Annotated in this window: 26 protein-coding genes and 1 tRNA gene; 14 read left to right on the top strand and 13 right to left on the bottom strand. The window is 57.1% G+C overall.

Going from position 1 to position 26,724, the window contains the following annotated elements:
- Positions 1 to 56: 56 nt before the first annotated feature.
- Both shc and B7444_RS07575 read left to right on the top strand, forming a co-directional pair.
- Positions 57 to 2,045, top strand: a complete 1,989-nt coding sequence (gene shc, locus B7444_RS07580; RefSeq protein WP_007281870.1) for a squalene--hopene cyclase — start codon at positions 57 to 59, stop codon at positions 2,043 to 2,045.
- Positions 2,045 to 2,677, top strand: a complete 633-nt coding sequence (locus B7444_RS07575; RefSeq protein WP_007281871.1) for a phosphorylase family protein — start codon at positions 2,045 to 2,047, stop codon at positions 2,675 to 2,677. The genes shc and B7444_RS07575 overlap by 1 nt, the downstream gene beginning before the upstream one ends.
- Here B7444_RS07575 and B7444_RS07570 read toward each other — a convergent pair.
- From B7444_RS07570 to B7444_RS07560, 3 genes are all read right to left on the bottom strand, one after another.
- On the bottom strand, positions 2,645 to 4,006 hold the full coding sequence (locus B7444_RS07570; protein WP_007281872.1) for a sodium:solute symporter family transporter: 1,362 nt from the start codon (positions 4,004 to 4,006) through the stop codon (positions 2,645 to 2,647). The two genes, B7444_RS07575 and B7444_RS07570, sit on opposite strands and share 33 nt — an antisense overlap.
- 84 nt (positions 4,007 to 4,090) lie before the next feature.
- On the bottom strand, positions 4,091 to 4,891 hold the full coding sequence (locus tag B7444_RS07565) for an RlmE family RNA methyltransferase (protein WP_007281873.1): 801 nt from the start codon (positions 4,889 to 4,891) through the stop codon (positions 4,091 to 4,093).
- Positions 4,888 to 6,012, bottom strand: coding sequence for a Ppx/GppA phosphatase family protein (locus tag B7444_RS07560; protein WP_007281874.1), 1,125 nt, complete (start codon positions 6,010 to 6,012; stop codon positions 4,888 to 4,890). The genes B7444_RS07565 and B7444_RS07560 overlap by 4 nt, the downstream gene beginning before the upstream one ends.
- A gap of 157 nt (positions 6,013 to 6,169) precedes the next feature.
- Here B7444_RS07560 and B7444_RS07555 point away from each other — a divergent pair.
- The 3 genes from B7444_RS07555 to B7444_RS07545 all read left to right on the top strand — a co-directional run bounded on the left by B7444_RS07555 (position 6,170) and on the right by B7444_RS07545 (position 9,270).
- Positions 6,170 to 6,243, top strand: a tRNA-Gln gene (locus B7444_RS07555).
- Between the two features lie 148 nt (positions 6,244 to 6,391).
- A complete protein-coding gene (gene guaB / locus B7444_RS07550; RefSeq protein WP_007281875.1) occupies positions 6,392 to 7,885 on the top strand; it encodes an IMP dehydrogenase in 1,494 nt (497 codons plus the stop codon).
- 56 nt (positions 7,886 to 7,941) lie between these two features.
- Entirely contained in the window at positions 7,942 to 9,270 is a 1,329-nt protein-coding gene (locus B7444_RS07545) for an RsmB/NOP family class I SAM-dependent RNA methyltransferase (protein ID WP_007281876.1), read from the top strand.
- Here the strand turns inward: B7444_RS07545 and B7444_RS07540 are convergent.
- On the bottom strand, positions 9,239 to 9,742 hold the full coding sequence (locus B7444_RS07540) for a GNAT family N-acetyltransferase (protein ID WP_007281877.1): 504 nt from the start codon (positions 9,740 to 9,742) through the stop codon (positions 9,239 to 9,241). The genes B7444_RS07545 and B7444_RS07540 overlap by 32 nt on opposite strands.
- A 98-nt stretch (positions 9,743 to 9,840) precedes the next feature.
- Here B7444_RS07540 and B7444_RS07535 point away from each other — a divergent pair, with 98 nt between their 5' ends.
- The gene (locus B7444_RS07535; protein WP_007281878.1) at positions 9,841 to 11,664 is read left to right on the top strand and encodes a cation:proton antiporter; all 1,824 of its coding nucleotides are present in this window, start codon (positions 9,841 to 9,843) and stop codon (positions 11,662 to 11,664) included.
- On the opposite strand, the gene B7444_RS07530 is transcribed toward B7444_RS07535, so the two are convergent.
- Positions 11,661 to 12,170 carry a L,D-transpeptidase family protein gene (locus tag B7444_RS07530; RefSeq protein ID WP_035730412.1) on the bottom strand — a complete coding sequence of 170 codons (510 nt, stop codon included), beginning with the start codon at positions 12,168 to 12,170 and terminating at the stop codon, positions 11,661 to 11,663. The genes B7444_RS07535 and B7444_RS07530 overlap by 4 nt on opposite strands.
- A 155-nt stretch (positions 12,171 to 12,325) precedes the next feature.
- Between B7444_RS07530 and B7444_RS07525 the strand changes: the two genes are divergently transcribed.
- Complete coding sequence (locus tag B7444_RS07525) at positions 12,326 to 13,060, top strand: response regulator transcription factor (RefSeq protein ID WP_007281880.1); 735 nt, start codon at positions 12,326 to 12,328, stop codon at positions 13,058 to 13,060.
- A gap of 17 nt (positions 13,061 to 13,077) precedes the next feature.
- Here the strand turns inward: B7444_RS07525 and B7444_RS07520 are convergent, their stop codons facing one another.
- Entirely contained in the window at positions 13,078 to 13,875 is a 798-nt protein-coding gene (locus B7444_RS07520; protein WP_048855148.1) for an exodeoxyribonuclease III, read from the bottom strand.
- An 80-nt stretch (positions 13,876 to 13,955) separates the two neighbouring features.
- Between B7444_RS07520 and B7444_RS07515 the strand changes: the two genes are divergently transcribed.
- The 4 genes from B7444_RS07515 (at position 13,956) to B7444_RS07500 (ending at position 18,616) form a co-directional block, all read left to right on the top strand.
- A complete protein-coding gene (locus B7444_RS07515) occupies positions 13,956 to 14,963 on the top strand; it encodes a dipeptidase (protein ID WP_007281882.1) in 1,008 nt (335 codons plus the stop codon).
- 351 nt (positions 14,964 to 15,314) lie between these two features.
- Positions 15,315 to 17,198: an excinuclease ABC subunit UvrC gene (gene uvrC / locus B7444_RS07510; protein WP_007281883.1), complete on the top strand. Its 1,884-nt coding sequence runs from the start codon at positions 15,315 to 15,317 to the stop codon at positions 17,196 to 17,198.
- A gap of 108 nt (positions 17,199 to 17,306) precedes the next feature.
- Positions 17,307 to 17,909 (top strand): CDP-diacylglycerol--glycerol-3-phosphate 3-phosphatidyltransferase, encoded by a 603-nt coding sequence (gene pgsA / locus B7444_RS07505; RefSeq protein ID WP_035730418.1) that lies wholly within the window; start codon positions 17,307 to 17,309, stop codon positions 17,907 to 17,909.
- 101 nt (positions 17,910 to 18,010) lie between these two features.
- On the top strand, positions 18,011 to 18,616 hold the full coding sequence (locus B7444_RS07500; RefSeq protein WP_007281885.1) for a hypothetical protein: 606 nt from the start codon (positions 18,011 to 18,013) through the stop codon (positions 18,614 to 18,616).
- Between the two features lie 52 nt (positions 18,617 to 18,668).
- Here the strand turns inward: B7444_RS07500 and lexA are convergent, their stop codons facing one another.
- Positions 18,669 to 19,394: a transcriptional repressor LexA gene (gene lexA, locus B7444_RS07495; protein ID WP_029495768.1), complete on the bottom strand. Its 726-nt coding sequence runs from the start codon at positions 19,392 to 19,394 to the stop codon at positions 18,669 to 18,671.
- Between the two features lie 307 nt (positions 19,395 to 19,701).
- Here lexA and rpmG point away from each other — a divergent pair, with 307 nt between their 5' ends.
- Positions 19,702 to 19,869: a 50S ribosomal protein L33 gene (gene rpmG, locus B7444_RS07490; protein ID WP_007281888.1), complete on the top strand. Its 168-nt coding sequence runs from the start codon at positions 19,702 to 19,704 to the stop codon at positions 19,867 to 19,869.
- A gap of 118 nt (positions 19,870 to 19,987) precedes the next feature.
- Here rpmG and B7444_RS07485 read toward each other — a convergent pair whose 3' ends face one another.
- Positions 19,988 to 20,317, bottom strand: coding sequence for an FtsB family cell division protein (locus B7444_RS07485; protein ID WP_007281889.1), 330 nt, complete (start codon positions 20,315 to 20,317; stop codon positions 19,988 to 19,990).
- 138 nt (positions 20,318 to 20,455) lie between these two features.
- The gene (gene eno, locus B7444_RS07480) at positions 20,456 to 21,736 is read right to left on the bottom strand and encodes a phosphopyruvate hydratase (protein WP_007281890.1); all 1,281 of its coding nucleotides are present in this window, start codon (positions 21,734 to 21,736) and stop codon (positions 20,456 to 20,458) included.
- Between the two features lie 101 nt (positions 21,737 to 21,837).
- Between eno and B7444_RS07475 the strand changes: the two genes are divergently transcribed.
- Entirely contained in the window at positions 21,838 to 22,323 is a 486-nt protein-coding gene (locus tag B7444_RS07475; RefSeq protein ID WP_007281891.1) for a DUF3429 domain-containing protein, read from the top strand.
- Here B7444_RS07475 and kdsA read toward each other — a convergent pair.
- The 4 genes from kdsA to tpiA all read right to left on the bottom strand — a co-directional run bounded on the left by kdsA (position 22,311) and on the right by tpiA (position 25,973).
- On the bottom strand, positions 22,311 to 23,135 hold the full coding sequence (gene kdsA, locus B7444_RS07470) for a 3-deoxy-8-phosphooctulonate synthase (protein ID WP_007281892.1): 825 nt from the start codon (positions 23,133 to 23,135) through the stop codon (positions 22,311 to 22,313). The two genes, B7444_RS07475 and kdsA, sit on opposite strands and share 13 nt — an antisense overlap.
- Entirely contained in the window at positions 23,132 to 24,763 is a 1,632-nt protein-coding gene (locus B7444_RS07465) for a CTP synthase (RefSeq protein WP_007281893.1), read from the bottom strand. Before B7444_RS07465 ends, kdsA begins: the two co-directional genes overlap by 4 nt.
- A gap of 62 nt (positions 24,764 to 24,825) precedes the next feature.
- Positions 24,826 to 25,176, bottom strand: a complete 351-nt coding sequence (secG, locus tag B7444_RS07460) for a preprotein translocase subunit SecG (RefSeq protein ID WP_007281894.1) — start codon at positions 25,174 to 25,176, stop codon at positions 24,826 to 24,828.
- The gene (gene tpiA / locus B7444_RS07455; protein ID WP_035730425.1) at positions 25,173 to 25,973 is read right to left on the bottom strand and encodes a triose-phosphate isomerase; all 801 of its coding nucleotides are present in this window, start codon (positions 25,971 to 25,973) and stop codon (positions 25,173 to 25,175) included. The genes secG and tpiA overlap by 4 nt, the downstream gene beginning before the upstream one ends.
- A gap of 123 nt (positions 25,974 to 26,096) precedes the next feature.
- Here tpiA and B7444_RS07450 point away from each other — a divergent pair.
- The coding region (locus tag B7444_RS07450) for a SurA N-terminal domain-containing protein (RefSeq protein WP_048855146.1) at positions 26,097 to 26,724 on the top strand (628 nt) is incomplete at its 3' end.

Raw genomic sequence — 26,724 nt, 5'->3', positions numbered from 1 at the left:
ATGTCTGTAACACCACTCCCCTTGATGAGGACTGCATGTCCCGGGAGACCTGAACGATGCTGATCTATCCAGACGAAAAGGAGGACCGCGTGAGCGAGGCCCTTTCCCGCAAGCCCATTGAGGGAGACGACGTCACTCGTGCGATCGAAGGGGCCCATGCGGCTCTCGGCAAACGTCAGAAAGACGACGGCCACTGGGTTTTCGAGCTTGAAGCCGACGCTACCATCCCGGCCGAGTACGTTCTCCTGGAACACTATCTGGATCGGATCGATCAGAACAAACAGGACAAGATCGGCGTCTATCTGCGCCGCATCCAGGGCGAACACGGCGGCTGGCCTCTCTATTTCGGCGGTGGCTTTGACCTTTCCGCGACCGTAAAAGCCTATTTTGCTCTGAAGGCCATTGGGGACAGCATCGATGCGCCTCACATGCGTCGCGCCCGTGAAGCCATTCTGGATCACGGAGGAGCAGCTCGCTCCAACGTTTTCACGCGTATTCAGCTTGCCCTGTTTGGTGAAGTTCCATGGGATGCGACACCTGTCATGCCGGTTGAGCTGATGCTCCTCCCGCGAACGGCGTTTTTCTCCGTGTGGAACATGTCCTACTGGTCCCGCGCAGTGCTTGCCCCAATGCTGGCTGTTGGCGCATTGAAGCCACAGGCCATCAATCCGCGGGGCATTCACATACAAGAGCTGTTCGTTAAGCCACCCGCCGAGGTCAAGGACTGGATCCGCGGGCCTTACCGTTCCATCTGGGGCCGCGCGTTCAAACATCTGGACACGGCATTGCGGCCAGTTCTGCCGCTCATCCCCAAGAAAATTCATGACAAGGCTCTCAAGGCTGCCATCAGTTTTATCGAGCCGCGCCTGAGCCTTGGGGGCCTCGGGGCAATCTATCCCGCCATGGCGAATGTCGTCATGCTGTATCGCGCGCTTGGCGTGCCCGACAGCGATCCTCGCGTCGTGACAGCATGGCAGTCCATTCAGGATCTTCTGGTTCACAAGGAAGACGAGATCTACTGCCAGCCCTGCGTTTCTCCCGTCTGGGACACAGGATTGTCAGGGCTGGCCATGATGGAAGCGGCCTCGGGGGCTCATCCCACAAAACGCGATGAAACGCTCGCGAAGCTGAAGAAAAGTGCTGAATGGCTGCGGGATCGCCAGATCCTGGACGTCAAGGGAGACTGGGCCGTCAACACGCCAGATCTGCGTCCCGGCGGATGGGCTTTCCAGTATGAAAACGACTACTACCCGGATGTAGATGACACTGCCGTCGTCGGCATGCTCCTTCATCGTGTTGATCCCGAAGAGAACCGTGAGGCGATTGAGCGGGCCCGCGAGTGGATCATTGGGATGCAGAGCACGAACGGGGGCTGGGGCGCGTTCGACGTCGATAACGACCTTGAGATGCTAAACCATATTCCGTTCTCGGATCATGGCGCACTCCTTGACCCGCCTACAGCTGACGTCTCGGCACGATGCATTTCCTTCCTGTGTCAGCTTGGCCATCCGGAAGATCGTCCTGTGATCGACAAGGCGCTGGATTACCTGCGCAAGGAGCAGGAAAAGGAAGGCTGCTGGTTCGGTCGCTGGGGTACGAACTACATCTATGGAACCTGGTCCGTTCTCTGTGCCCTGAACATTGCGGGCATTTCCTATGACGATCCCATGGTGAAACGCGCCGTGAACTGGCTGGAAGATATTCAGCGTTCGGACGGTGGCTGGGGCGAAGATTGTGCCACCTACGAAGGCGCACCTCCGGGAATTTACAAGGAAAGCCTACCGTCCCAGACAGCCTGGGCCGTTCTGGCTCTCATGGCCGTGGGGAGACGAAACAGCGAGGCCGTCAAGCGCGGCATCAACTTCCTGATGTCCAGACAGGATGAAAACGGCGAATGGCAGGAAGAAGCCTATAACGCTGTTGGCTTCCCGAAGGTCTTTTACCTTCGTTATCACGGCTACAAGCAATTCTTCCCGCTTCAGGCCCTGTCCCGCTACCGCAATCTGGGCACCAGCAACACGGGCCGCGTGGAATACGGTTTCTGATGCTGGGTGTACTGGTTGGAATGAAACAGGAAGCGCGCATTATCCGTCGCTTCCTGCCCGATGCTCCCATTGCCCTGAGTAACGCGACAGCCGCGGGTGCAGTGGAGGGGGCCGCACGACTGGTCCGGGCTGGCGCGACCCGACTGTTATCCTTTGGCTGTGCCGGAGGACTATCGTCCAGCGTTGTGCCGGGAACGGTCATCGTTGCAGACCGGGTTGTTGTTCAGGACAAGTCCTACGACGCAGACATCGCTCTGAGCAGAAGCTTCGGGGCCGACCATGCTCGACGTGGAGGCCTTCTGCACAGCGATAGCCTTATCGAAACGGCAGAAGAAAAGGGCCGCCTTTACGACCAGACCCGCTGCGTGGCGGTCGATATGGAAAGTGGCGCAGTTGCACAGACGGGCAAACCCTTTGCTGTCTTACGGGTCGTTTGCGATGACTCGGACCGAAATCTACCACCTGCTGCCCGGGATGGCCTGAAAGACGGTGCCATTTACCTTCCCGGACTGCTTGGCTCCCTCATAAAACATCCCCGGCAAATTCCAGCATTGATGGAATTGGGAAGAGACGCAGCAGCAGCTGAGAAGGCCATTGCCTTATTTCTGGAAACGTATCCGCCGCAGTTTTGAGAAGACCGTTGCACCGATAAACGCAGCGATAACACCTGCCGGAACCAGCCAGGGAAAGGCGATGGGGTGGCCACCAAGACGCACCATCGCCAACAGACCCAACGCGACAATCGATACCAGAAAACCAGCAATTCCGCTCGCTTCGTCCCTGGAATGTGCAAGCATAGCCAGCAGAAAAACACCTAACGTCGCCCCGTAGCTGTAGGACGCGATGGAGAGACCGAAGACAACCGTAGATCCGGTTGGATGCGAGAACATCAAGGCGGTTACAACCAGGAAAACAGCCCAGAAAGACGTTGCTGTCCGCAGGGAGAGCGTGTTTTTGGGAAAGAAGTCGCTTCTGGTTGCCGCGGCCATGGAATTCATGGCGCTGGAAAGCGATCCCATCGTCGCCGCCAGAATTCCCGCAATCAGCAAGCCGCGAAGAATTGGCGGTAACGTCAGGATAAACTGCGGGAAAAGAGCATCCGGTGCGCCATGATACTCTGGCCACAGAACATGCAGCCCCACACCGATAAAAGAGAGCAATGCGAAGAGAAGCGCCACGACAAAGACGCTTCCAATCATCGCTGCACGTGCACCTCCAAGGGTTCTGGCAGCGAGACAACGCTGTAGCATCAACTGGTCCGTCCCATGAGACGCCAGAGAGAGGATTGCGCCACCAACAACGGCACCCGTCACCGAAAAGGGGCTGGTGAAGGCCGGGAGACCGGATGTAAAAAGTGGGGCGGCATGGAAGACGGCTGGGCCAACACGGTCAAACAGCACAACACCGCAGGCGGCACTTCCTCCCAGATAAAGAACAAGCTGCAGCGTATCGGACCACACCACAGCCTTCAGCCCCCCTGCCAGCGTATACGCCAATGTCAGAACCACAATACCCATGAGCAGAGCAAAGTCAGGGACGGGGTAGCCGATACTTGCAAACAGCAGGGACACAGGGAGCATACCTGCATAGAGGCGTACTCCTTCAGCCAGAAGGCGTGTCAGAAGGAATGTGCCTGAAACAAGCTTTTGAAGACGATGCCCAAAACGCTGCCCGACATACCGGTAAATGGATGTAGCACCACGCTCATGAAGCGGCAGAAACCATATTGCAACGGCGACGCGCCCAAACAGGTATCCCAGAGCAAGCCCGAGGAAAACGTACCCGTGCAGAAAGGCGACACCTGGAACGCTGACGATTGTAAGTGTTGATGTTTCTGTGGCCACCAGTGAAAGGCATATGGCCCAGGGCGGCAGATCCTTGTGAGGCTGCCGCGCCAGTGTAAGCGCGAAAACGGGCAGGGACGCCAAATACAGGAGGATTACGGTCAGGCTCTGGATCATCCTGTCCGTTCTGTAGCTGCAACGTATTCTGGTCAAGCGCTCAAAATGATGAGCGCTTTTGAAAAGCACTCATCAAGAGCCGTGTCAGCCTTCTTCGGTCAGACGCTCCGGACGGAAACCGGTGGCAATCACATAGAGCTCGCTTGATTCTTTTCTAGAAGCAGGCGGCTTCACGTGTTTGACGGAAGCAAAAGCCAGCTTCATGGAATCAAGCATCTGTTTTTCAGAGCCGCCCTGAAAGACCTTGGCAACAAAACTGCCACCTTCGGCCAGAACCTGCATGGCGAAATCCAGAGCCCCTTCTGCAAGGCCCATGATGCGCATGTGATCCGTTGCGGCATGGCCGGTCGTGTTCGGAGCCATGTCCGACATGACAAGGTCTGCAGGACCTCCCAGGATTTCCTTTAAGCGATCCGGCATCTCAGGGTCCGTGAAATCTCCCTCGATGATCTCGGCACCGCTGACCGGATCAACAGGCAGAAGATCTACACCGGCAATGTGTCCAGCACCACGCTTGACGGCCACCTGCGACCAGCCACCCGGCGCGGCACCAAGGTCAATGACGCGCGCGCCCGGCTTGATGATGTGAAAGCGGTCATCAATCTCAATCAGCTTGAAGGCCGCACGGGACCGCCAGCCCTGCTTTCGGGCTGCGGCCACATAGGGATCGTTCAACTGACGGTTCAGCCAACGCTGCTGGGCCGTCGTACGACCACGGGCCGTTCTAAGCGTGACGACCTTGTTACGGGCCGTTTGTGACGTCGAGGCGTCCTGTGTTGCATCTGCTGCCCCTGGTGCAGCTGCGCTCTTAAGAGCTTTTCCAGGGATGCGCTTGGGTCCCGTATCCTTTTTGGAAGAACCGGAGCGGGATCTGGGCGGCTTCATATCGTGGCGTAATTCCCGAGAGGGCCCCTTGAACGGGGCGTGACATGACGATGGGGCCTGCGGCGTTCCCGTGTGAAACGCTGGCCATGATCGCGGGCCATACGCAGCAGCATGCCGTCACGCAACCCCCGATCGGCAATCGTGACCTCTTCTATAGGCCATGCGCGATGAATTGCTTCGAAAATCGCGCAACCCGGGAGAACATATTTTACACGATCCTCTCCTACACATGGATGCGCGGAAAGGTGATCTCTCGAAAGTCCACGCAGCGTCTTGATGGCATCCCGCATGACATCGCCCGGTAGGGTAAGGCCATCAATAGCGGCACGATTATAACGGGGAAGGGACAGCGCCACTCCAGCAAGCGTCGTAACCGTTCCGGACGTTCCCAGAAGGCAGGCCTTACCCTGAGAGATTTCCCGCCGAATACGGTGAATGTTTTCAAAGCCCGACAGGTGGCTCTGCACATAGGAGACCATCTCTTCATAAGAAGAGCCGTGGCCCTCTCCGAACATTTCCTGAAGGGTGATAACGCCGACAGGCATGCTAGTCGTACCGATCAGGGTCTGGGACTTGCGAGCCTGATCCACCCGGACCCACGCCACTTCCGTTGAACCACCACCAATATCGAACAGGACGCCACGCTCAGCCCGTGCTGGCGCATGTGACGGCAAACGAAAAAGCGGCGAGCAGCTCTCGAGAGCCAGCTCAGCTTCTTCGCGGGCGGTAATGATATCAATGGTCAAACCGATTTCATTCTGAACGCGCTCAAGGAACTCCCGGCCATTCGCCGCCTTGCGACAGGCTTCCGTTGCAACAGCCCGGACATGGGAGAGTGGCCACTGCTTCATGCGTTCCACACAGATCCGCAGGGCATCCAGCGCGCGCATCATGGACTCTTCCGCCAGACGGCCGCTCAGACGCAGTCCTTCGCCGAGGCGAACCGAGCGATTGAAGCTGTCGACCACACGGAAACCATTGGCTGTTCCCGCAGCAATCATGAGACGGCAGTTGTTGGTTCCAAGGTCGATGGCACCAAAGAACGGTCCGGCCTGACGGGTTCCAGACGTCCGTACTGACGCCTGACCTGATAGCCTGTGCTCCGTTCCTTGCCTCATCATCTTGTTTAGGCTCCCGATTTGCCCGGTTTGGGACCTTGGATAAGCAGCATGAGACGGGAAAACGTCTTACCGCAAGAAAAATATCAGTTTTTCTAAAAAAAATGGAAATGCCCCCTTGCGTCACTCAGCCGTGATGGGTAAACACCCACTCACCGCTTGGGAGATAGTTTAGCGGTAGAACTACCGGCTCTGACCCGGTCAGCCCTGGTTCGAATCCAGGTCTCCCAGCCAACAAATTCCTTAAAATCTACCGCAAAAAGAGACTTCCCCTCCAGGGGGAAATTAGTCTATGAGGACCCGCCAACGGCCGGTCGGGCCTTTTGGCTCCCGGTTCTGATTTCAGCGTCTTACGACGCATGACCAACGGGGGCCAGCGGGCATGACATCTTCTTCCTGCACAACTGATCTAAGCGCACGCATTCGCGAGGCACTGGCATTTGACGATGTTCTCGTCGAGCCAGCTGAATCGTCCGTGCTTCCGGCCCAGACATCGACGCGCACACGCCTCACACGTACCATCGAGCTGAACATTCCCCTGATGTCCTCCGCCATGGACACGGTGACGGAAAACGGCATGGCGATCGCCATGGCTCAACAGGGCGGAATGGGCGTCATTCACAAGAACCTGTCCATTGAAGAGCAGGCGGAGCAGGTTCGCCGCGTCAAGCGCTTTGAATCCGGCATGGTGGTGAACCCCGTCACCGTTGGCCCGGACCAGACACTGGCAGACGTCAATGCCATTATGGCTCGCCATGGCGTCTCGGGCCTACCGGTCGTTGAAGATGGGACGGGCATCCTCGTCGGCATCCTGACCAACCGTGACGTCCGCTTCACGACAGATCTGAATACCCGCGTTCGCGACCTGATGACGAAAGAGAACCTTGTCACGGTTCTGAACGGCGCCGCACCGGAAGAAGCCCGCGCACTCCTGCACCGCCACCGCATCGAAAAGCTGCTGGTCGTTGATGAGGGCGGTCGCTGCATCGGCCTGATCACCGTCAAGGACATGGACAAGGCCACCACTCATCCGCTGGCCATCAAGGACAGTCAGGGCCGCCTGCGTTGCGCTGCCGCTGTCGGCGTTGGTGAAGATGGCCTGAACCGCGCTGCGGCTCTTGTGGAAGCAGGCGTGGACGTCATCGTTGTTGATACGGCTCACGGCCACTCACACGGCGTTCTGAACACGGTTCGGACACTGAAAGAGCGTCATCCTGGCCTGCAGGTCATTGCTGGCAACGTTGCTACGCCTCAGGCGGCTCGCGCTCTTATTGAAGCTGGAGCCGACTGCATCAAGGTCGGTATCGGTCCGGGGTCCATCTGCACGACGCGCGTTGTTGCCGGTGTCGGCGTTCCTCAGTTCTCGGCCGTCATGGAAACTGCTGCCGCCTGTCATGAACTTGACGTCCCGGCAATCGCGGATGGTGGCATCCGGACATCCGGTGACATTGTGAAGGCCATTGGCGCTGGCGCGGACGTCGTGATGGTTGGCTCGCTGCTGGCTGGCACGGATGAGAGCCCAGGCGAGACGTTCCTGTATCAGGGCCGCGCTTACAAGTCTTATCGTGGCATGGGTTCTCTTGGTGCCATGGCCCGCGGCTCTGCGGATCGTTACTTCCAGGCGGAAGTTCGCGACACGCTGAAGCTCGTGCCGGAAGGGATTGAAGGACAGGTTCCTTATAAGGGCGGCATGGCTCCCGTCGTGCATCAGCTCGTTGGCGGTCTGAAGGCTGGCATGGGCTACACGGGATCTGCCACAGTTGCTGATCTTCAGGTCCGCACCATGTTCCGTCGCATCACGAACGCTGGCTTGCGTGAAAGCCATGTTCATGACGTGACAATCACGCGCGAAGCCCCGAACTACCGTCGGGACTGACATTTCATACGCATTGGCCTCTCGCTTTGAGAGGCCAAACCGGCTACGGGGGCGATATGACCCCCGCAGCTCGCCTTTCCGGCGCCATTGATCTGCTTTGTGCGATCCAGAATGCGCCCCGCCGTCCCGCAGACGCTACTGCCAACGCTTTCTTCCGTGAACGCCGTTATATCGGTGGCGGAGACCGACGCGCCATTTCCACACTAGCCTGGGATGTGCTCCGTGGCTGGAGACGGCTGCACTGGCACCTGGAAGGCAGTCAGGGCGAGATTTCTCCACGTCTGCTCTGCGCGGCCTCCATGCTGCTGTCTGGCACGACGATGGATCAGGTGCGGATGCTGTTCAGCGGTGAGCGCTACGCCCAGAACCCTTTGACCCCACGTGAGGATATCAACCTCAAGCATCTGGAAGGAAAAGAACTTTCCAGCCAGAAGCAGCCGATCGCCATACGTCTGGAATATCCGGACTGGATCGAGCCCGCACTCCGCGAGACTTTCGGCTCCCGCATGGCTGATGAGATGGAAGCCATGCTGGGCGCGCCCACGCTGGATCTGCGCGTGAACCTTCTGAAAGGCACACGGGAAGATGCTCTGCGCGCGCTGAAGCGGGAAGGGCTGAATGCGGTTCCGACCAAGCTTTCCCCATGGGGTCTGCGCCTTGATGGACGCCAGCCCGTCACGGCAGCACAGGCGTTCAAGGATGGCCTGGTCGAGATTCAGGATGAAGGATCGCAACTGGTCGTCGCTGCCGCTGATGCACGGCCAGACAACCGCGTTCTGGATTACTGTGCCGGGGCTGGCGGCAAGACGCTCGCCCTTGCCATGACCATGGAAAACAAGGGTCATATCGTGGCGTGCGATGTTCACGAAAAACGCCTCGAAGGCGCCGTGAAGCGTCTGCGTCGGGCAGGGGTCCACAATGTCGAACGCCACCTGCTGGTGACAGGCGACAAATGGGCCAAGCGACGTGCGGGGAGTTTTGACCGTGTTCTGGTGGACGCACCGTGTTCAGGGACAGGCACGTGGCGCCGCAACCCGGACGCACGCCTACGCCTGACGCCGGAGGACATTCAGGAACTTGTTATCAAACAGTCCGAAATCCTTGATCGTGCAGCATCTTTGGTCAAACCCGGCGGCCAGATGATCTATGCGACGTGCTCTCTTCTGGCCGCTGAAAATGGACAACAGATTGACGCGTTCCTGAAGCGCCGGACGGATTTCGTTCGGGTTCCAACGGAAGACCTGCCGGAGCTTCTGCCTACTGAGCTGCGTGAGAAAGCCCAGTTCTCGCTTACGCCGCTCCGTGACGGAACAGACGGTTTCTTTGCCTGCGTCATGCAGCGGCTTGAGCCTGTCACTCAGACCGAAGAAGCTCCTTCCACATAACAAACGCATCCACATAGCCGCGCTGGGGGTGGTTGAATGCACCAGGAAGTGTTCCAACCACCCGGAAGCCAAGCCGCTTCCAAAGCGCGACTGCACGGTCATTGGTGCTTACGACAAAATTGAACTGCATGGCCCTGTAACCGAGGGTCTGCGCTTCTTTCAGGGCGAACTCGCCCATCTGGCGACCTGCACCGTATCCGGAACACGCAACAAAACCCGCATTCCCGACGTGTTGGCCGCCGCCCAACTGATTGTCCTGAAGATAAAAAGTTCCGACGATTTCACCTTCAGGGCTTTCTGCCACGTACACCCGATGCTCGACAGCCATCCAGTACCCGAGGGCCTGTCGGCGCCCCCATGTTCTTGGTAGGGCATATGTTTCGCCAGTCTTGAGAACAGGCGCAATCACACGCCAGATACCCTCCCGATCCAGCGACTGCGCAGGACGGATAATGAGCTTCGATTCTGACACGCAGATACTCCCTGCAAAATGAGACGGTTAGGCCCGGACCATGATCCGGGTTATGATGCCGGTTTCCAAGTCAGTACGGGACAGACGCGCTCTTACACATGCAGTATGATATCTTCCTCGGCATAGCTCTGACATTCGGGGCCGGAATGCTGGCCCAGTGGGTCGCCTGGCGGTTTCGCCTTCCCGCGATCGTCCTTCTGTTTACCATGGGACTGCTGTTCGGCCCCGGCCTCGGTATTCTCCACCCGTCAGAAACGATGGGATGGGTCTTCCGTCCGCTGGTATCGCTCCTTGTGGCCATCGTGGTGTTCGAAGGAGGAATGGCGCTGGACATTCGCCAGCTTCGGGAAGCCGGAGAAGGCGTCGCGCGCCTGACAATGCTTGCCCTGCCCATCAACTGGGTTCTGGGATCGCTTGCAGCTCATTACGTTGCCCATCTTGAGTGGGGAACGGCCATGCTGTTCGGAGCTATCATCGTCGTGACAGGGCCGACGGTAGTTCTTCCGCTTTTACGCAGCGCAAAGCTACAGCCTAGAGTAGCCGCGTTCCTGAGGTGGGAAGCCATCGTCAATGACCCGCTGGGAGCAATTCTTGCCGCAGTCGTTCTACAGCTCATGCTCCTGCATGTGGATCTGCATACCGGCGTTTTCTTCACCCACACATTGCCAGACCTTCTGGCAGCCGCAACAGAATCCATCTCGGCAGGCATCCTTCCGGCCTATCTGATCCGCTATCTTTTCACGCGCGACATGATGCCGGAGATTCTCAAGACGCCGGTTCTCATTTCCATGGCGCTGGTGATCTTCACGGCCTGCAATCTGGAAATGGAAGGAGCAGGACTGGTCGCCGTGACCATCTTCGGCATGGCTCTGACCAATCTTCATATTCCAGGCGTTGCAGAACTGCGCCGCATCAAGGAATCCATGGTGGTTCTTGTCGTGTCGGTCCTGTTTATCCTGCTGACGGCCGACCTGCATCGTGAAGTACTCAAGCATCTCTCCATCCCGATTCTGATGCTGACGCTGGTCGTGCTGTTTGTTGTCAGGCCCGTGGGAATTTTCTTTTCCACGCTGGGAACAAGCATGCCGTGGAAAGAGCGGCTTTTCGTTGGATGGATTGCACCCCGCGGTATCGTCGCCGCCGCCGTCGCTGGCGCCGCCGGTATTCGCCTGAAGGAAACAGGATACCAGTCTGCCGATCTGATCATGCCGGCTGTGTTTGCAGTCATTGCCGTGACGATGATCCTGCATGGCTTCTCGCTCCGCCCCATTGCAAGAGCGCTGAAGCTGACCCTTTCGAACGATCCGGCGATTGCCATTCTTGGTGCCAGCGGGTGGTCCGTTGATCTTGCAGCCTGCCTGCACCGGGAAGGCATTCCAGTCCTTCTCGTGGACAACAGGTCGAGTGCCCTGATGCCAGCAGCACAGATGGATATTCCGGTTCTGCGCACTGAACTTCTGTCTCAACACGGGCAGGAAGCCCTTGAGGAACGCCCTGCAGATTACCTGATCGCAACGACGGGTGATGGTATCTATAACGGGATGATCTGCGGCCATCTGGCCCCGGCCATGGGACGCGAGCGCGTCTTTCAGATCAGTCCGGGCGTGGCGAGACTGGATTTTTATCACGGTCTTTCACGTGATTCGCGCGGCAAGGTCCTCGGGGAACCTGCCTGGAACTACACGCTGTTTGATACGCTGTTCGAGCAGGGGTGGCGCTTTACGTCCCGCGTTGCAACGGAAGCAAACGCACATAGCTTCGGCACGGATGATAACAGACTCGATATTCTGGTCAGTCGACGGACAGCTCTTCTCATTCGGTCTGCGGAAGACTCTACAACAGTTGTCCCCATGCCCGGAGATCTGATGATCTCCATGGTTCCACCTACCGATCAGACCGGAACGGAACGAGAAGCGCCTTAAGGCGCTTCTACCACAATTGACGTCAGACCCTGTGCGAGCACCCGTCGGAGATCGCGTTCCTGAAGCGCGATACAGCCCTCCGTGAACCCCGTCACAGTCGGCAGATGCAGAAAGATTGCTGATCCACGCCCCGACTCGGGTGTTATGTCATTCCACCCCATCACAATACAGAGATCATAGGCATAGTCATCCCTCCACATTTTTTCACATGAAGCAGGGTGGGGAAGAGTAACCGGGCGGTTGTAATCAGAAGAGGCCGGGTCGTCACACCAGCCATCGGTGGGGGCAATTGGCTCTACTGGCAAACCGGCACCAGAAACCGGCCTTTCTGTACGGTCAGCACGGTAGAGAATGCGCCGTAGAGGCAGTTCTCCAACAGGGGTCGCGTGATCGCCTTCGCATTTGTCAAGGCGTATGCCGCCAGATCCAATCAAAGCCGGAATGATTTCGTTTCGGAAGTGGAGAAAAGCCTGGTTTTCAGCGATTCTCAAATTAGCTTTAGTCATCTTGCTGTTCCCTTTTCAATTTGTATTTGTCATATTTCGTGTTGCAAGTGTGCTTCCGCTTTCAGCAATGGGAGGGGAAGAATTGGATGCGTGGCTTATTAACGCGAACACACGCGGATGTGCGTTTTCCGCCCAGATAAAACGAGACAGGTAATATGGCAGGTCCCCGCCCCATCCTCGTAGTTGATGATGACGATACGCTGCGACACTTGCTGGCGGAACAGCTCCAGCACGGTGGCGAACTTGAGACGATCGAGGCGACATCCGTTGCTTCGGCCAGAGAACTGCTGAAGAAGCCTGGTGCGCGCTACGATGCCATGCTGCTGGACATCACCCTCCCGGATGGAGACGGCCGTGATTTCTGTGCTGAGCTGCGCCGCGAAGGTGTTCGCATGCCAATCATCATCCTGACAGGTTCAGACGATGAAAGCGATATTGTTCGCGGCCTGGATGCGGGTGCCAACGATTACGTGGCAAAACCTTTCCGGATTGGTGAGCTTCTGGCCCGCCTTCGCGCACAACTCCGGATTTTCGAAAACAGCGAAGATGCCGTTTTTGAGATCGGCCCCTATGCGTTTCGTCCTTCTGCCAAGCTTCTGATCGAGACAGCGCGTAACCGCCGGATCCGCCTGACGGAGAAGGAAGCCGCGATTCTGAAGTATCTTTACCGTGCAGGACATCGTCCCGTGGCACGTCAGGTTCTTCTCAACGAGGTCTGGGGCTATAACGCCGCGGTCACTACGCATACGCTTGAGACGCATATCTACCGTCTGCGTCAGAAGATCGAACCGGATCCGACCAAGACCTCTCTGCTCATCACGGAAGGAGGCGGTTATCGTCTTGATCCGGAAGGCAAGACAGTCGCTACAGCGGAATCCCTCCCGGCCTGAGGCCGGGAGCAAGCCGGTCAGGCTGGATCGAAGTCCAGCACGACCGGCACATGATCTGACGGGCTTTCCCAATCCCGGACATCCCGACGAATACGAATATCCCGTAGGCCCGGCATCAGGTCAGGCGTCATCCAGACGTGATCGAGACGACGCCCACGATCAGATTTTTTCCAGTCCTTGTTCCGATAAGACCACCAGGTATAGAGCTTGGTCGGCTCGGGCGTGATGCGCCGCATGGCATCCTGAAAACCCGCTGCCATCCAGGCATTCAGCCGTTCTGTCTCGGGCGGAGTGTGGCTGACAATTTTCAGAAGCTGACGGTGACTCCAGACGTCATGCTCCAGAGGCGCAATGTTGAGGTCACCGACCACAATACTGCGGGCAGGGGGCGTTTCCGAAAACCAGGCGGCAGCTTCCTCCACAAACGCAAGTTTGTGGGCAAATTTCTCGTTCTCTTCCGGATCGGGAATGTCACCACCCGCGGGAACGTAAAAATCATGCAGCAGAACCGGACCAGCAGGGGTTTCGATGGAGGCCGCGATGTGCCGACAATCCTCACGGCTACACCAGTTGGGCGTATTCGCAACGGACGTCAGGGGGAGGCGCGAAAGAATCGCCACACCGTTATAGCCCTTCATACCCCGATAGAGCTGATAGGGCAGTCCGAGCGCCTTCAGCGCTTCAGCCGGGAAGAGCGGATCGGGAACTTTCGTCTCCTGCAGGCAGACGATGTCCGGATTTTCCTCCTCAACCAGCTTCTTCAAAAGGGGCAATCGAAGCCGGAGGGAGTTGATGTTCCATGTAATCAGACGCATCACCTCTGGATCGACTGAATTGCCCTCTTTGACAAGCACCTCTTGCGTCAAGAAAGCCTGCACCCGATCTAGGACGGATCATGACTGACCTTCACGACACGCTTCTTACATTTGACACGCATATCGACATTCCATGGCCTGACATGGCCGATGCCTGGTCTTCGGATACACCCCGGAAAGTAGATGTCCGCAAATGCCACCAGGGCAAGCTGCGATCAGTCTGCCTTGCCGCCTATATTCCTCAGGGACCACGCGATGAAGCGGGCCATGAAGAAGCCTGGGAGCGCGTGCAGGCCATGCTGAAGGTCATTGCTTCTCTTGGGGGGAAGCAGGACGGACTGGCGGCTCGTGTCTGCCGGACAGCTCAGGACGTTCGTTCAGCCTTTGAAAACAATGCTCTCGCCATTGTACCCGCTATCGAGAATGGCCACGCCCTTGGCGGCGTCCCCGCCCGAATCGGCCAGTTGGCCCGGGATTTCGGTGTTCGATACATGACGTTGACCCATAACGGACATAATGTGCTGGCGGATGCAGCCATTCCTCTCAAAAGCCTGAACGATGTTCCCGCGCTTCATGGTGGCCTGTCGGAACTTGGCCGCGAGACAATTCGTGAGATGAACCGTCATGGCGTTCTGGTGGATGTCTCGCACACTGCAAAATCCACGATGATGCAGGCTTCCGAACTCTCCACGACCCCCATCTTTGCCAGCCATTCCTGCGTCCGCAGTCTTTGTGATCACCCCCGTAACCTCGATGACGAACAGCTGGATCGTCTCAAGGAGACGGATGGCCTGATCCAGATCACCGCCATGGGCTCATTTCTGCGAAAGGGAGGCGGTGGGACCGTCGAAGATCTGGTCCGCCATGTCGCTTACGTTGCGGAACGCATCGGCGTGAGACACGTGGGCGTCTCGTCCGACTTCGATGGTGGCGGGGGCATTCCAGGATGGGAGGATGCGACTGAAACGCGAAATGTGACGCGCGCTCTGGAAGCTGCAGGCTTCGGACCGGAAGACCTTTCTGCCATCTGGGGTGGTAATATGCTCCGACTGATGGAAAAGGCAGAACAAGCATCAATTTCAGCCTGAAAACCGTCTTTAATTCAGCAAAAAAGTTCTCTCAAACGGGAACAGAACGGGACCATGGAGACTTAAAGCAGAGTGCAATCATCCACCATGCTTTTAAGAGTCAATACGTCCCGTTCATCTAAAGCCAAGGTTAAGGAAATTTTCTGCCCCATCCATGCAACGGAAAGAATTTATAAGCCTTTTCAGTAAGTTACGTTTAATGATTAAAAATTAGGCAATCTGATGGCAGGGCTTGCAAACCTTGGCCTTCATGATTCTGTCATGGAGCAACCCACAGACTTGTCCACAGGTTCAGTGGATGACTGAAGAACCGGCATGAATGACCTCACGCCCAGGGAGATGAAAACAAGAATGACGGCTGAGGAAGTCCCTGTTCCAACTGTTAAAAAGCAGGGTGTGGACGCAATCCGTGAGGCATTGAAGACCATTCCCTACAGCTCTGGCGTGTACCGCATGCTGGGAGAGAAGGGGGAGGTTCTGTATGTCGGCAAGGCCTTGAGCCTCAAGAAACGTGTGTCGTCCTATACGCGAATCAACCAGCTTCCTGAACGTCTTCGCCGCATGGTGTCCATGACGGTCTCAATGGAGATCGTCATTACCAGAACGGAAGCAGACGCGCTTCTACTGGAAGCAAACTACATCAAGCGCATGAAGCCGCGCTTCAACATCCTGCTGCGGGACGACAAAAGCTATCCCTGGCTGATGCTGACGGAAAATCATGAGTTCCCGCAGATCACCAAGCAGCGCGGAAAACCGGTCAAAGGCGCAACCTACTGGGGACCGTTTGCATCGGCGTGGGCCGTCAATCAGACGCTTAACCTTGTGCAAAAAACCTTTCTTCTCCGTTCCTGCTCAGACTCTGTACTCAACAGCAGGACGCGCCCATGCCTGCTATTCCAGATCAAGCGCTGCTCTGCTCCCTGCGTGGACCGCATCTCCAAGCCCGATTACGCCGAACTGGTGACTCAGGCGAAGCAGTTCCTGTCAGGCAAAAATACCGAGTTGCAGCAGGAACTGGCTATCGAGATGGAGCGTGCTTCCGAAGCCATGGAATACGAGAAGGCAGCAGCCATCCGTGATCGTATCCGCGGTTTCGCCAGCATTCAGAACTCGGGAATCATCAATCCGGCGTCGATCAATGACGCCGATATCGTGGCAATCTGGCAGGAGGCTGGTCAGACCTGCATTCAGGTCTTCTTCATCCGAGGCAGCCGCAACAACGGAAACCGGGCTTTTTATCCGGTTCATGCCGAAGAAGAAGCACCAGCAGATGTTCTGTCAGCATTCCTTCTTCAGTTCTATGACAACAAGCCTCCGCCGCCGTCCATTCTGGTAAATCACGAACTGCCAGAACAGAAACTCGTAGAGGAAGCCCTCGGCATCCGGCGCGAGCAGAAGGTTGAAATTTCCTTCCCACAGCGTGGCGAAAAAAAGAGTGTTGTCGATCACGCAGCCCTGAACGCACGGGAAGCGCTGGAGCGGAAACTTGCCGAAAATACCGGCCAGAAAAAACTGCTCGAAGGCGTAGCGAAGGTCTTCAACCTCCCGGAGACGCCCCAGCGCATCGAAACCTATGACAACTCTCACATCATGGGGCAGGCGCCTTATGGCGTCATGGTCGTGGGCGGTCCGGAAGGATTTGAGAAGAGATCCTACCGGAAATACGCCATCAAGGGTCCAGTCACGCCAGGCGATGACTTCGGCATGATGCGAGAAGTCATGGAGCGCCGGTTTGGCAAGAACCGGGAAGACGGCGAGAGGCCGGAAGACTGGCCGGATCTTCTACTGATTGATGGTGGTCTGGGACAATTCAATGCGGTCCGCGCCGTCCTGAATGAACTGGATGTAACTGGCATCCCCATTGTAGCCATTGCCAAAGGACCAGATCGGGACGCGGGCAGGGAGTGGTTCTTCACTGAAACACAGCCACCGTTTCAGCTCCCACCACGGGATCCCGTTCTGTACTACCTTCAGAGACTGCGTGATGAGGCTCACCGCTTTGCCATCACCACACACAGAGCAGGTCGCTCCAAAGGGCTTCGCAAGTCCGAACTGGATGACGTGGCGGGAATCGGTGGTGCCCGCAAGAAAGCTCTGCTCAATCATTTTGGCTCAGCCAAAAGTGTACGGCAGGCGAGCCTTGAAGAGCTTGAAACCGCTCCAGGAATCAGCTCGGGCATCGCCAGAGCAATCTACGGACATTTTCATCCTGAATGGCTCAGGACACAGAGCTGACAATTCCGTGAGGATCGGGACAGTGTCTCTCTTTGGCACAAAAAATACACACATCCTGAGCAGATTGGCGCATACCGGAACCAGCCAAACTGTTCTAGACTGTCTTCGATGCTCACTGACCTGCCCAATGTCCTGACCCTGCTTCGCATAGCGGCCATTCCAGTTCTGGTTGCTCTGCTGGCACTGCATTCCGCCCTCGGAAATGTAGCTGCGTGCGTTGTCTATACGGCAGCCTGCAGCACGGACTATCTGGATGGCGCTCTGGCACGCCGGTGGCAAATGCTGTCCGAGCTGGGGCGGATGATGGACCCCATCGCAGACAAGCTTCTGGTGGGGGCATTGTTACTGGCTCTTGCCGGCCTGACGGTCTTGCCAGTTTTTTCCCTGTATGCGGCAATCATCATCATGCTGCGCGAGATTCTCGTGAGTGGCCTGCGTGAATATATGGCTTCGCAGCGTGAGACCCTGCCTTCCACCCGTCTGGCAAAATGGAAGACAGGTATTCAGATGGTCGCCATTGGCTTCCTGATTGGTGGAGACAAGGCCGCTGTCGCCCTCCACCTGACTTTCCTGCCTGCCACGCTGATCGGTGGTATTCTGCTGTGGATTTCAGTTATTCCGACAGTTCTTAGCGGCTGGGGCTACCTTACAGCCGGCCTTTCCAGAATGATGGCATCTGATCCACGCAAGTCCTCGAAGATCGTCTCCTGATCTGGACTGTGCGTGATTATTATTGCAGTTATCAGCCCATCATCTGGCGCTTTCATGCAATGACCGCTAAAGGTCAAGGATCGACCTTATGGGAGTACGCAATGCGTAAGGCCGCTCTATTGGCATTACCTCTCGCCCTGAGTGGCTGTTCGGGCATGGGCAAGTTCATTAACGACACGTCTCTGTGGTCCGGGAGCAATCCCAACGCGCCGCGGGGGGATAGCGAGAACCTGCGCCGTGCGCGGGGGGAAACTGTCGCTTCAACGCCCATCCTTCCGGCAAGTGGCAACATGTGGCCGGGTTCACCGCAGCCGCTACCAACACTAAAAGACGTCGAAAATCCTGATAGCGTCTTTAACCGCGCTCTGGGAGATCCCGCGACCTACTTCGGGGGCGCGTCAATTGATAAGACATTCATGGGAGGAATCGCGGGCTCGGGTGCTCTCGGGACGATGGGCCATCAGATGAAACCGGGCGACAGCATCTCAGTTGGTGAAACTTCCGATACACATCTCGGCGTTTCTCAGGATCGCAGCAATCTCATCCCGACGCTTCCGACGAGTGTTCCGGATAACGCATCGCGCTTCCTGTCGAAAAATCCCGACAAGACGATTATTATTCCTAATGGGGATGGAACGAGCACACTGATTGCGCCGGATGGAACGGTGCGAGTTGTGCACGGCGTCCCGGCCGCTCCGAAAAAATAATCGGATCTCCTGTCCCTGCGCCCCCTTCAAAGGATTGCAGGGACAAGAGGAATTAGTACTGCCGGAACAGCGCCACCAGGCGGCCCTGTATGCGAACGCGTGATGCAGGCAGAATACGGGTTTCGTATTCCCGGTTGGCAGCTTCGAGCGCGATGGTTGATCCACGCCGACGCAGTTTCTTGAGCGTCACTTCCTGATCATCGATCAGTGCCACGACGATCTGGCCATTGTCCGCCAGATCTCCGCGGCGAATAATAGCCACATCTCCGTCCAGAATTCCGGCTTCGATCATGGAATCACCTGCAACGGTCAGGGCATAATGTTCCCCTGTTCCGAGAAGGGAAGATGGCACCTGAATATGAGCACTATCATCCTGCAAGGCCTCGATCGGCAGACCTGCCGCGATCCGGCCATAGAGAGGAATCTGAATGCTCACATCCTCGACAGGGGAACGGGGCGCCTCCGAAAAAGTGCCCTCCATAGCCTGCCGTCCACCCTCAAGGACCGTTGGGACAAACGGCCCCTGCGGAACAACCCCATCAGCATGCGGCGCGTCCGTCCCCATGTGAGGCAGGCGCAAAACTTCAAGCGCTCTTGCGCGATGATGATGCCGCCGCAGAAAACCCCGTTCTTCAAGAGCCGAAATCAGACGGTGAATTCCGGACTTGGAGCGGAGTTCGAGCGCATCCTTCATCTCGTCAAACGATGGGGAATACCCGGTCCGGCGAAGATGCTCGTCAATATATAGCAAAAGCTGGTGCTGCTTGCGCGTCAGCATACAGGCGCTCCCATGCGCCTCGGTGGAGGCATGATCCTGAAAACCGGCAGACACATGACCAGCATGTATCTCCCTTTTGTTCCTTATAGGTTCCCCTTTACCCGACGACAAGGAGATCAACACCCTGAAAACGAAGCTTTTACCACGCCAAAACAATGCTTTTTTTGGAAAAAGAGACGTTATTGGCGGATTTTCACGAGAAAGCCTTGACCTGAGACAGACAAATCAGCATGGTGCGCCGAACTAGATCAACCTGCTGCTTTGGCACTTGCGAGCGGCATCAGGACGGCGCAAGCCCGAGGGTATCATGGCAAAAACCAACGTTATTCAGATCCGTCTCGTCTCGTCGGCTGACACCGGCTACTTCTATGTTACGAAGAAGAACGCACGTTCTGCTACGGGCAAGATGGAAGTCCGCAAGTATGACCCGGTCGCTCGCAAGCACGTGACCTTCCGCGAAGCCAAGATCAAGTAAGATCTCGCGGATCATACGAGTTTAAAAAAGGCGACCTTCGGGTCGCCTTTTTTGTTTTCAGAACTCACAACAAGCCAACAAAAAAGAGCCAACTAAGCGGCTCTTTCAAAAACTTGCTTCAGAAAAGTTTGTCATGTGGGCCGTAGGGCACAACAATGTCGCCGTTCCGGGTCAGGTTCAGCATGGCGCGTGACCGTTCATCGAGAATATCAGCATCAAGCGCTTTTTCCTTGAGAGCCAGTACACGCCGATGCCAGACCGCCTGCTCATCCTTGGCATCCTGCTGCGACTGGATCGCCTGCTGCTGAAGAACCAACTGATCCTGATAGGCGCGGATACCATGAGCGCCATGCAGGGCGTTCCAGCCGAAATAAGCGGTCAGCGATAGAAACAGGACTGGGGGCGCAACCGTACGGATGGCGCGCTTGATGAGTCGAAGAGGTCTCACGCGGGGTACAGTCTCCCTTGGCATTCAAACGTTCCACCAGCCTACCTCAGAGAGACAGGGCGAAACAATCATTCATGTCAAAAGACACCGGATTATTTTGGCAAAAAAAGCCGGCCCAATAAAGGGCCGGCTACCTGATCAGGCGCTTTTGAGAATGCTGCGACCTGCATAACGTGCTGCACTCCCGAGCTGCTGCTCGATGCGGATCAGCTGGTTGTACTTGGCCGTACGGTCAGAGCGGGAAAGGGAGCCCGTCTTGATCTGACCACAGTTTGTAGCAACAGCCAGATCCGCGATCACGGCGTCTTCCGTTTCACCGGAACGATGGCTCATCACGGAGGTATAGCCAGCCTTGTGAGCCGTCTCGACAGCTTCCAGCGTTTCCGTCAGCGTGCCGATCTGGTTGACCTTCACGAGCAGGGAGTTGGCCGTGCCAGCCTTGATGCCACGACGCAGGCGCTCAGGGTTCGTCACGAACAGATCGTCACCAACCAACTGAAGCTTGCCACCCAGACGTGCGGTCAGCTCTGCCCAACCTTCCCAGTCATCTTCTGCCAGACCGTCTTCAATGGAGACGATCGGGTACTTCTTTGTCAGCTCTTCCAGGTAGGAAATCATGCCGGAAGAATCGAATTCCTTGCCTTCACCCTTCAGGTTGTAGCGGCCATCGGCATAAAATTCTGTTGCGGCACAGTCGAGCGCGAACGTGACATCATCACCCGGACGGTAACCCGCAGCCTCAACAGACTTGGTGATGAAGCTCAGGGCTTCGTCAGCAGACTTCAGACCCGGAGCGAAACCACCTTCGTCACCAACATTCGTGTTGTGACCAGCAGCAGACAGACCTTTCTTCAGCGCAGTAAAGATTTCAGAGCCCATGCGGACAGCATCAGCAATCGTCGGCGCCCCAACGGGCTGGATCATGAATTCCTGAATGTCGATCGGGTTGTCTGCGTGCTCGCCACCATTGACGATGTTCATCATCGGAACGGGCAGGGTATGCGCGAACACGCCACCGACATAACGGTAGAGCGGCAGTTCCAGTTCTTCTGCTGTGGCCTTGGCAACCGCAAGGGAAACACCAAGGATGGCGTTCGCACCGATCCGAGACTTGTTCGGCGTACCATCCAGTTCGATCATCGCATTGTCGATGGCGATCTGGTCTTCAGATTCGGCGCCCTGCAGCACTTCAAGGATTTCGTCCTCAACGAACCCACAGGCCTTTAGAACACCTTTGCCGTTGTAGCGGGACTTGTCCCCGTCACGCAGCTCGACAGCTTCGTGGGCGCCAGTAGAAGCACCAGAGGGAACGGCGGCGCGACCGCGGGCACCAGACGACAGCTCAACCTCAACCTCAACGGTCGGGTTACCACGGCTGTCCAGGATCTCGCGGGCAGTGATATCAACAATGGCGCTCAATGGAAGCTCTCCTGGAGATGCGTGAACCGGGGGTGGCTCATAACCGTTCGGGACGGATCACCGTTTCGTCTCAAAATCAGAACATAAGGTCAATCGACGACATGCGTCTTCCTTTCTTCGCCCTGATCCTTGGCCTCGCGGGACTCATCCCGTTCATGGCACTGGGAGGCTGGATTTTCCTGGCTGGGCTCTTTTCTCCACTGCCGCACCTGACCATCATTCTTCTGGCGTATGGCGCGTGCATCCTGTCTTTTCTGGGGGCGGTACACTGGGGGCTGGCCATGGAGCGGCCCGACATCATCACAGTTCAGGGAACGACGGACCGTGACCGTCAGAGACTCCTCCTGGGAGTCTGCCCTGCGCTCTGGGCATGGCTTTCATTGTGTGTCGGACTGCTTGGCGGTCTGCGTGCCGGATACCTACTGGAAGTCATCGGCTTCATTTCCACATTTGCTGTGGAACGGGTGGCCTGGAAGCATGGCGCGCTGCCACCCGGTTACATGCCCTTGCGGGCCGTTCTGACAGTGGGGGCCGTCATAAGTCTCCTTATGGCGGCCCTCGCACCGTTACAGAATTATACGTTGTAGGATTTTGCCAGCACGTCAAACGCCTTCAGACGCGTCAGAAGGCCCCGCATTTCCGAAAGCGGAACCATCGTGGGGCCATCACTCGGAGCGTTGTCAGGATCCTGATGCGTTTCAATGAAGACAGCAGCAACACCGATGGACAAAGCAGCACGGGCGAGAGGTTCAACGAACTCTCGCTGGCCACCTGTCGATGCCCCCAAACCACCCGGCTGCTGGACCGAGTGGGTCGCATCGAAAACGACTGGATACCCCGTCTGCGCCATGATCGGTAGCCCACGCATGTCACTGACGAGCGTGTTGTAGCCAAAGCTCGTCCCACGATCACAAAGCATGATGCGCTCATTCCCCGTCGAAGCCAGCTTCGCCGCAACGTTGGCCATGTCCCAGGGAGCTAGAAACTGTCCCTTCTTGACGTTGATGGCACGGCCCGTCTGACCCGCAGCCAGTAGCAGATCGGTCTGCCGACACAGGAAAGCAGGGATCTGCAGGACGTCCACTGCTTCCGCAGCGATCACGCACTGCTCGGCAGCATGCACGTCCGTCAGAACTGGAACATCAAAGCGCTCACGGATAGAGGCCAGAATATCCAGCCCCTTTTCCATACCCACACCACGTGCAGCATTCACGGAGCTACGGTTCGCCTTGTCGTAGCTGCTCTTGTAGATCAGCCCGATGCCAAGCTCCCGACAGAGCGTAGAGAGGGCATCTGCCATCTCCATGGCATGGTCCCGGGATTCGATCTGACACGGCCCTGCAATCAGGGTGAAGGGCCGATCCTGACCAATCTCGAGGCTGCCAATCCGGAAGCTCACTTGCTTTCCGTCCGCTTGCGGGCTGCACCGATGAAGCCTGCGAAGAGAGGGTGCGGATCAAATGGCTTGGACAGCAGTTCCGGATGATATTGCACGCCGATGAACCATGGATGATCCGGGTATTCCACAACTTCCGGAAGAACGCCGTCCGGAGACATACCCGAGAAGCGAAGGCCCGTCTTTTCCAGACGATCCTTGTAATGCAGGTTCACTTCCCAACGGTGACGATGACGTTCCCGCACTTCCGTCTTGCCGTAGATTTCCGCAACGCGGGAGCCAGGAGCAAGCTTAGCCGGGAAAGCGCCCAGACGCATCGTGCCACCAAGGTCTCCACCTTCGCGACGGCGCATCAGTTCGTTGCCGTTTGCCCATTCCGTCATGAGTCCAACCAGTGGTTCGCTCGTCGGGCCAAACTCGGTTGAAGAGGCCTTTGGCAGACCAGCGAGAGAACGCGCGCATTCGATCACGGCCATCTGCATGCCGAAGCAGATTCCAAGGAACGGAATACCGTTTTCACGGGCATAACGAACGGCCTGAACCTTGCCTTCCGCGCCGCGCTCACCGAAGCCGCCTGGCACCAGAATGGCATCTGCGTCTTTAAGGCGCTCGGCAATGTCAGCCGTTTTCTCAAACTCTTCCGATTCGATCCAGTCGAGCTTCACCCGCACATTGTTCGCGATCCCGCCATGCAGAAGCGCTTCGGCCAGCGACTTGTAGCTGTCCAGTAGGGCCGTGTACTTGCCCACAACAGCAACATTCACTTCGCCCTCAGGCTCGCGAATCGCGTGGACGATCTTTTCCCAGCGCGTCAGATCCGGCGAACCTTCAAACGGCAGACCGAAATAACGCAGGACTTCACGGTCCATGCCTTCGTTATGATAGGAAATCGGGCACGCATAGATCGTGTCCACATCCAGCGCAGCAATCACAGCTTCCGGGCGCACGTTACAGAAATTGGCGATCTTGCGGCGTTCGTTTTCCGGAATCGGACGATCCGAACGGCACAGCAGAACCTGAGGCTGAATACCAACATTCTGCAACTCCTTGACGGAATGCTGCGTCGGTTTCGTCTTCAGTTCACCCGCTGACGGAATATAGGGCAGGAGCGTCAGATGGACGCACATGGTCTGGCTATGGCCGAGATCATTGCGAAGCTGACGAATGGCCTCAAGGAAAGGCAGGCTCTCGATATCGCCAACCGTTCCGCCGATTTCCACCAGAACGAAGTCATAGTCTTCCGTACCAGCCACCACGACGTCCTTGATGGCGTCCGTGATATGCGGAATGACCTGAACGGTTCCACCCAGATAATCGCCGCGGCGTTCGCGGGCGATGACATCAGAATAGATACGGCCTGTCGTGGTGTTGTCAGCACGGCGGGCGTGGACGCCCGTAAAGCGCTCATAATGACCGAGATCGAGGTCTGTTTCAGCCCCGTCATCGGTGATGAACACCTCACCATGCTGATACGGGCTCATCGTGCCCGGATCCACGTTCAGGTAGGGGTCCAGCTTGCGCATGCGGACCTTGTAGCCGCGTGCCTGGAGGAGAGCAGCAAGAGCCGCAGAAGCGATGCCCTTGCCGAGAGAAGATACCACACCGCCGGTGATGAATACGAAGCGCGTCATGGGCGCTCCTCATACACCGAAGGTGGGGGCGAGGGGAAGCGTCGAGATGCTTCCCGACTCAGTTAGTGAGCAGGCGTCTCGGCAGAAGCCGGAGCAGCGGGGGTTGCAGGCGCAACAGGAGCCGTCGTTGAAGCAGCCGGAGCCGGCGGATCAGCAAGAATGTCATGACCGCCAACGCCAGAGGAGGCACCACGGTTCAGAAGGGCCAGAACAAGGCACAGCAGCATGAAAACGCCCGCAAGAACGGAAGTCGCACGCGTTAAAAGCGTTGCCGTTCCACGGCCAGTCATGAAGGAGCCCATGCCCTGACTGCTGCCAATACCAAGGCCGCCGCCCTCGCTGCGCTGGATCAGGATCGTACCGATCAGGGCCAGTGTGACCAGCAGATTGATGACAAGCAGGAATGTGGTCATGAACGATAGGGTCCGGACAATGGTTGGGAGGACAGGCGGAGCGATGCGGCTTCAGCAATGCGCAGGAAGCTTTTCGCTTCCAGGCTCGCACTACCCACCAGCACTCCGCCCAGCACCCCGATGGAAAGAATGGTCGGCGCCTGGGCCGGTGTTACGGAGCCGCCATACAGGATTGGCACGCGAATGTCATCCATCTTGAGGCGGGACTGCAACAATCCCCGCAGAAGAAACAGCGTCCGCTCCAGTTCATCACGGGACGGCGTAACACCACTTCCGATAGCCCAGACGGGCTCGTAAGCCAGCACTCCATTGAAATTGTCGGTCAGAGAACCGTCAATCTGGCTGGCCAGAACAGTCGCCGCACGCCCGTCCTGACGCTCGGCCATGGTTTCGCCAATACAGACGACCGGTATCAGTCCCGCCGCCTCAGCCGCCTGTACCTTGCGACGAATGAGCGTGTCAGTTTCACCACAGTTCTGGCGCCGCTCGGAATGCCCCAGCAAAACGTACTTAACACCGACATCAGCCAGCATGTCCGCTGAAATTTCGCCCGTATGCGCGCCGGAAGATGCGGTATGGCAGTCCTGTGCGCCTAACTGAAGCTTCGGATCAGGACCGATTTTTTCAAGAATATCCGACACGCGCTCCAGCTGAGTGAAGGGCGGGCAGATAACCAGTCTCACGTCATCAGGCAGGGAGCGTGCGCCTTCGGCTACGGCAGTTGCAAGCTGTACGGTCTGTTCCCGCAAGCCATTCATCTTCCAGTTACCGATTATGAGTTTCGGCGATACGTCCATGCTTCCTCCTGAGGGTGAGCCGTCCGCTTACTGGTCAAGCGCGGCTCACGACATTATGGTGCCGCAAGTTTAGCGGGCCTTCCGCGCCCGCACCATCCCGCCATCCGGATCCGTCCTGACCCTATGATTACCACCCTACGCCATCTTCTCGTTGACTCCTGGGCCGGCCGCGCCGCCGCAATCCTGATCTTCCTGGCCTTTATCGGGTGGGGTGTAGGAGATGTTTACTCCAATATGGGGACCAGCAGCTCCAATACGATTGTGCAGGTCGGAAGCCGCAGCATCACACCGGATGATCTGGCACGGGCGCTATCCACCCAGCTTCCAGCCGCAGCGCAGCAGATGGGTCTGGCAGATGCGTCCCACCTTCCGGATGGAACCAAACAGCAGATCGCCCGGCAGGTTCTTCACAATCTTGTGATTCAAAACGAAGTCCAGCTTGCAGGTGAACGGGCAGGGATGAACGTACCTGGTGAACTGATCCGGAAAGAAATTTTTGCGATCCCGGCCTTTCACAATGCTGCTGGCCAGTTCGATCGCGCGATGCTCAATGATCGCCTGACGCGCATCGGCATTACCGAAAAGCGTCTGATCCAGATGATTCGCGAGGACATCATTTCCCGTGGTCTGCTTCAGGGCATGGGAGCGTCAGTACAGGCACCCACATCCCTGATGGATCGTCTGTTTGCATTTGATGCAGACCGGCGTGTTCTGGATGTTCTACGCCTGCCGTTCACGGCGGGTACAGTTG

Source organism: Gluconobacter thailandicus F149-1 = NBRC 100600 (assembly GCF_000964465.1).
GTDB classification, from domain to species: Bacteria; Pseudomonadota; Alphaproteobacteria; order Acetobacterales; family Acetobacteraceae; genus Gluconobacter; species Gluconobacter thailandicus.
The sequence above is the reverse complement of the archived record's forward strand: the minus strand, read 5'-3'. Positions and strand labels throughout refer to the sequence as shown.